The sequence below is a fragment of the bacterium genome, from assembly GCA_030247525.1.
In the GTDB taxonomy this organism is placed as follows: domain Bacteria; phylum Electryoneota; class JAOADG01; order JAOADG01; family JAOADG01; genus JAOTSC01.
In genome coordinates this window covers 1-6,476 of the sequence record JAOTSC010000181.1, presented here as the reverse complement: position 1 = coordinate 6,476, position 6,476 = coordinate 1, and the positions used below count along the sequence as shown (strand labels likewise).

The 6,476-nt window shown below is 48.3% G+C and carries 4 protein-coding genes; 2 read left to right on the top strand and 2 right to left on the bottom strand.

The window, feature by feature from the left end; all coding sequences use genetic code 11:
- The first annotated feature begins 402 nt into the window (after window positions 1–402).
- Together OEM52_13065 and OEM52_13060 are read left to right on the top strand one after the other, a co-directional pair.
- Window positions 403–3,105, top strand: a complete 2,703-nt coding sequence (locus OEM52_13065; protein ID MDK9701067.1) for a glycoside hydrolase family 3 C-terminal domain-containing protein — start codon at window positions 403–405, stop codon at window positions 3,103–3,105.
- Window positions 3,106–3,135: 30 nt separating this feature from the next.
- Window positions 3,136–4,485: an alpha-L-fucosidase gene (locus tag OEM52_13060; GenBank protein MDK9701066.1), complete on the top strand. Its 1,350-nt coding sequence runs from the start codon at window positions 3,136–3,138 to the stop codon at window positions 4,483–4,485.
- A gap of 459 nt (window positions 4,486–4,944) precedes the next feature.
- Here the strand turns inward: OEM52_13060 and OEM52_13055 are convergent, their stop codons facing one another.
- A complete protein-coding gene (locus OEM52_13055; GenBank protein MDK9701065.1) occupies window positions 4,945–5,379 on the bottom strand; it encodes a T9SS type A sorting domain-containing protein in 435 nt (144 codons plus the stop codon).
- 9 nt (window positions 5,380–5,388) lie between these two features.
- A partial coding sequence (locus OEM52_13050) for a hypothetical protein (protein MDK9701064.1) occupies window positions 5,389–6,476 on the bottom strand: 1,088 nt, incomplete at its 5' end.

Below are 6,476 nucleotides of genomic sequence, written 5' to 3'. Positions count from 1 at the left end.
AAACAATAGTATCGTGTTGGCAATGTCGGATGGGCATTGTAAAAAGTGGTAGCAACCTATCGCCAGATCGAATCACCGGAACCTCTGTTATCAGCAAAGTGTGATCAACAACGTTCGAGGTAAAAAGCAGTAACAGTAAGTTAGAACGGAGAGTCGTAAATAACAAGCGATTGTAAAGCTATTTGCGATAAAATTGATTAGAAAATCGTTTCGTGCACTTGTTTCATAATACAGTAACTTTTGGTCGGTGAACGAATCAAAAAGTTCTTATCTTTTATATGAGAGTGTTTTGAGCAATTCGTATCGTGGACCGATGGATTGTGGTTTGCGTTCCATGCTTACGTATCTGAAGTTACCTTACTTCCAATGAAATCAAAACAGTACAAAAGCTCGAGTACAGAAATGAGAAACATGAAATCTGTCAGTAAACTCATCCCATCGATGATATTCGCATTCTTAGTTGCTTTGCTATTTTCAATGAATGTAAGCTTAGCCGCATCGAGCGAGGAACTTTCATATCATAGCAAAGCGAACCCGGTGGATGAGCGGGTCAGAGACCTGCTCTCCCGGATGACGCTCGCTGAGAAGATTGCACAGATGGAGATGAATTACGGGCGGACCTATATCGAGAACAAGAAGTTTGATTCGATCATAGCTGCGAAAAATATTGGAACGGACGGCATCGGTTCCATCCACGATTTCTACCCCTCAACGCCCGAGTTGTCCAACCAAGTGCAACGCTGGGTGATCGAGCATAACCGGTTGAGGATTCCCGCACTATTCATCGAGGAAACCCTTCACGGCTATGCCGATTCGGGAAGTACGACCTTTCCAATTCCCCTCGGTTTAGCGGCAACCTGGAATCTGGAATTGGTGCAACGAGTCGGTCGCGTCATCGCTACTGAATCGCGAGCGCATGGTTGTGCGATGGGTTTAGGTCCCGTGCTTGACATCGTCCGGGAGCAACGTTGGGGTAGAGTAGAAGAGACTTACGGTGAGGATACCGAACTCGCTTCGATGATGGGTTTAGCGATGGTGCGCGGATTGCAAGGCGATACGTTAAGCGACGATAACGTCATCGTTGCCGAACCGAAACACTTTGCGGTGCATGGTTATCCGGTTTCCGGTACTAATTCATCGCCAGTCTATGTCGGAAAACGGGAAGCCCTTCAATTTTACTTGCCGGTTTTCGAGACTGCAATCCGGGAAGGTCGTGCCCGTGGCATTATGAGTGCTTATTCCGAGTGGAACGGCGTACCCTGTACCGGTGATTCGTGGCTCCTGACCGAATTACTGCGTAACCAATGGGGCTTTCGCGGATTCGTGTTGGGCGATATGGGTGCAATCCGGATGTTGGAAACCTGCCATTTTGTTACTGAAAATCCGTCTGCCTCGTTGCGGAGAGCAGTATCCGCCGGGGTCGATATGTCCTTCTACGACTTTCCGACCGACAGTTTTCGCACCAAGCTCAAGTCGCTGGTTGCATCCGGTGCACTGAAAGAAAGTGAAATCGACACCGCAGTGTCGCGCATCCTCCGGGTAAAGTTTGAACTCGGATTATTTGATCGACCGTATGTCGATCCAACGCTTTTTAAGCAACGGGTTCACATTCCTGAAAATGTAAACCAAGCATTGCATGCAGCCCGCGAATCGATTGTCCTCCTCAAGAATAACGGTATCCTTCCGCTCGATCCGGCACATGTGAAACGGATAGCAGTTATTGGACCGAATGTCAATTCGACTTATACGGGAGGCTATTCCCCGCGCGATGCCATAGCTATTACGCTCGCCGAAGGTATACAAAAGATCGCTCTTTCAGAAACACGAATCGAAGTGGTTGAGGTAGGTTCGATTATCGAACGTGGAGTTCCCATTCCATCGCAATTTCTCCGCACACCGAATCTTAACCAGACCGGTTTACAAGGAAGTTATTATTCCAATCGTGATCTCACGGAACCAGCCACCAATCAGCGTGTCGATTCGCTACTTGATTTCGATTGGGGTGAGGGTTCGCCAGCCAAAAGTATTGGTAACGATTTCTTTACGGTACGATGGGAAGGTTGGTTGTGTCCAACGTTTGATTTTACTGGATGGGTTGGATTTGGTTCCGATGATGGCGCTCGCTTGTTTCTTGATGACAATTTGATTATCGATTCGTGGCAATATGGCACAAACATTGCAAAATCCGAGGTTTTATTAAAAGCGGGAAAGCAGTACAAAATAAAACTCGAGTATCGGGAAAACGAGTGGGGAGCATCGGTAAGTTTACGCTGGAGTCATCAAGCAACCGATTTCGGAAAAGCGATTGCAGCAGCGCAGCGAGCGGATGTTGTCATTCTCGCGTTGGGTGAAAACGACCGCGTCGTCGGCGAAAACCGCGACCGTCTCACTGTAGAGTTGAGCGGCAATCAAACGGAATTGGTGAAACGAATTGCCGAAACAGGAAAACCCATCGTCCTCGTGTTAATCAATGGCCGACCGGTCGCTTTGGAGCAGGAAGCAAAACTATCTTCTGCAATCGTCGAAGCGTGGTTCGGCGGCGAGCAAGCAGGACAAGCGATTGCGGAGGTGCTCTTCGGAAAAGTGAATCCTTCCGGTCGGTTGCCGATAACATTTCCCCGAAACAGCGGACAACTTCCTTGTTACTACAACGACAAACCATCGAAGATCATGCGCTATAGCGACGGTAGCGCACAACCGTTGTTCCCGTTCGGACATGGGCTTTCCTATACGAACTTCACTTACAAAAATCTGAAACTTACGTCGAATCGTCTCCCGGTGGATGGGGAGTTACAATTCACTGTAGACATTGCGAATATCGGAAAACGGGACGGGGAGGAGGTTGTACAGGTTTATCTGCGTGATAAGTACGGCTCGGTAACGACACCAGTGAAGGAGTTAAAATCCTTCCAGAAAATCTCACTGAAAAGCGGAGAAGTTAAAACAGTGATGTTTTCGATTCCAGTATCTGAACTCGCGCTCTGGACGGCGGATTTCCAAAAAATCGTCGAACCGGGTGAGTTCGAATTAATGATAGGAAAATCAGCCGGTGACATTCAATTACAATCGACTTTTACCGTGGAACCACCAACAAAATCGAAGTAGATTGGCTATCCAATAGTGTAGGGAGGAGCGATGATGCAACAGGAAACGAATCCGCTGGTCTTAGCGAAACTTGAGCAATGGCAGGATGCCCGCTTCGGGTTGATGATGCATTGGGGTACCTATAGTCAGTGGGGCGCTTGCGAGTCGTGGCCGATATGTTCTGAGCCGTGGATTACGCGCACCATGGACAACTACGAAGAGTATAAGAGAGCTTATGAGAACTTAAAAACGACGTTTAATCCGGTAGATTTCAATCCCGAGCAGTGGGCGGATTGGGCGGCAGCGGCTGGCATGAAATACGTTGTTTTCACGACCAAGCATCACGATGGTTTCTGTATGTTCGATACGAAACAGACCGATTATAAAGTTACTGATCCCGCATGTCCTTTTTCGACGAACCCACGAGCGAATATCACCAAAGAATTATTCGACGCATTTCGTAAGCGCGACATTATGATTGGAGCGTACTTCTCCAAACCCGATTGGCATAGTCCCAATTACTGGTCGCCTTATTGGGCAACGCCCGACCGCAACACCAACTACGATCCCGACGACAACCCGGAATTGTGGCAAAAATTTAAAGAGTTTACCTATCGTCAAATTGAGGAGTTAGTACGCGATTATGGACCAATCGATATTCTTTGGTTGGATGGGTGTTGGGTACAGCCGGTATCTGCTATCGAAAAATTGGCGCACAATGTGGAGAAATGTAAAAACCAAGATTTGGCAATGGATGATCTTGCGGCGCTCGCCCGCTCCTATCAACCTGATTTGATAATTGTCGATCGTTGGGTGAAAGGTCGACAAGAGAATTACTTAACGCCGGAGGGAAATATTCCTGCCGAACCGTTACCGCAGCCGTGGGAAACTTGTATGCCGATGGCGGGAGCGTGGTCGTATTATCCCGACGATAATTACAAGTCGCCGCGCAAACTCATCCACCAATTAGCTGAAGTGGTCTCGAAAGGGGGAAATTTCCTTCTAAATATTGGAGTCGATGGTAATGGTAACTATCCACCGGAAGCAGTCTTGCGGCTCCAAGCAATTGCTAGTTGGATGAACATCAATCGGGAGGCGATTCACAATACACGCGCGATTGCGCCGTACATCGATGGGAAATGCCGATTGACGCAAGGGAAAGATGGCTCGATCTATGCGATCTATCTTGCTGATGAAGGGGAATCAACGCCACCGACGCATATCCTTTTAACGAGTCAGAATCCGGCAGTAACTGCGTGTGTTCATCTTCTTGGCTGCGAAGAGTTGATTTCTTGGCAGAGTGTTGGGAATGGAATACTGATCACAATACCTGAGAAATTTATCGCTGCTACACCATGCAACGAGGCATGGGTCATCAAAATCTCTCATATAAAGAATTAGAGATAGGATTGGGTGGTTACGGGTTTCCAAGCCCGTCCGTAGGGGCGTGCCGCGCACGCCCTTATTGCCTTTGCGAGGAATCAGCCGGACAGTGGATGACGAAGCAATCCCAGAACTCGATACGCCCGTTGGACAGGAATGTCCAACGTACTGGAGTCTGGTGGTTACGGGTTTCCAAGCCCGTCTGTAGGGGCGTGCCGCGCACGCCCTTCTTGTCTTTGCGAGGAACGCAGGTCGCAATTATATGCGACCGTAGTGACGTGGCAATCTCATTGGGATCGACGTAGGTAATCTCTTATGTTTCATACAGGTGGGGACGCCTGTCCCTACCCTACACCCTACACCCTACACCTTTCACCTTTCACCTTTCACCCTACACCCTACACCCTACACCTTTCACCTTTCACCTTTCACCTTTCACCTTACACCTTTCATCTTACACCTTTCACCTTACACCTTTCACCTTAAGAGCACCATCTTCTGTGTCTTCGCAAAACCCCCTGCTTGCAATCGAACAAAGTAGGTTCCCGCAGAAAGCGCTTTCCCATCGAAGTGGAAGGTGTATTCACCGGGATTCTGATGGAAATCGATCAACTTTGCCACTTCCCGCCCCGTTACATCGAACACTCTTAAATCCACCTTACTGGTTTTCGCAATCGCATACCGAATCTCAGTGGTCGGGTTGAAGGGGTTGGGGTAGTTGGGTTTAAGCGAAAACTGCGATGGGACGAACGGAGATTCTAACTCAACGGTACCCGAAAAATGCGTACAAGCATAGATACCGAATTGATAGTAATCGGCAACGTAGGCATTGCTTCCGGAAACAACGACATCACAGCTCGTTCCCAGCGTATTGTAAAAGCCAACTTCTTGCGGACTCGATGGATTACTCACATTGACGATTCAAATCCCGCAAGTGTCGTCGGCTACTATCGCGTATTCTCCGGCAAGCGCAAGTCCCCGGGCAAAGCCGTTGGTATTGAACGATCCAACGAATTGTGGCGTTGTAGGATTGCTAACATCGATAATAACTAAACCATCTTCACCGTCTGCGATATAGACATTGTTGCCAGAAATTTCCACTTGTCGGGCGTTCCCTTCCGTGTTATAAGAAGTTAACATTTGCGGATTGGCGGGATTACTGATATCGACGATTCTTAATCCAAGTTCTCCGTTCGCGATATATGCGAAATTCCCGGAAACCACGATATCAACCGAATATCCCGGTAGATCGATATGACCAACCCTCCTTATCTGAGCGGGATTTGAAATGTTGAGTATTTCAAGCCCATCGAGGTTTGTCGCCAAGTAACCATAACCATTTTCTACAGCTACTCGGAGTGGATCGCCGTTCATTGGGAGATAAGTCCCCAGTAACTGCGGATTGGCGGGATTCGCTATCGAGTAACAGCGCAGATACAAATTCCGATCTCCACAAAGAAAGACGAGGGAACTATCGAAGGTGATGTTCGTCGCGGTTCCATTCGGAGTGATCGAACCGACTTCCATCGGATGGGTCGAATCACTGATATTAACAATGCGAAGTCCACTCGCTTGGGCTGCGAGATAGGCATAATTCCCTGAAACAGCTACCCCGGTTGCAAAACCGCAGGTTGCGTAACCACCAACTAATTGCGGATTCGCAGTATTACCAAGATTGATGATCCGCAAACCAGCGGTATCGTCTGCGATGTAGGCAAAGTTACCGTTAACTGCTACTTGCACGGAAGTGCCTGGGGTGTCGTATGCAGTGATCAATTGTGGTGTCAGCGGGTTGGTTATATTTACGACCCGTATACCGGTCAGACCATCGGCGATGTATGCCGTTGCGCCATTAATCGAAATCGAATTCGCTATCCCTGGCGTCTCGAGAAAAGCAACAATTTGCGGATTCGTTGGATTTGCTACATTGATAACCTGCAGCCCGGAGTCCGCATCGGCGATAAACACATTACTTCCTGCGATGCCAATACCGATAGCGCGTCCTGGTC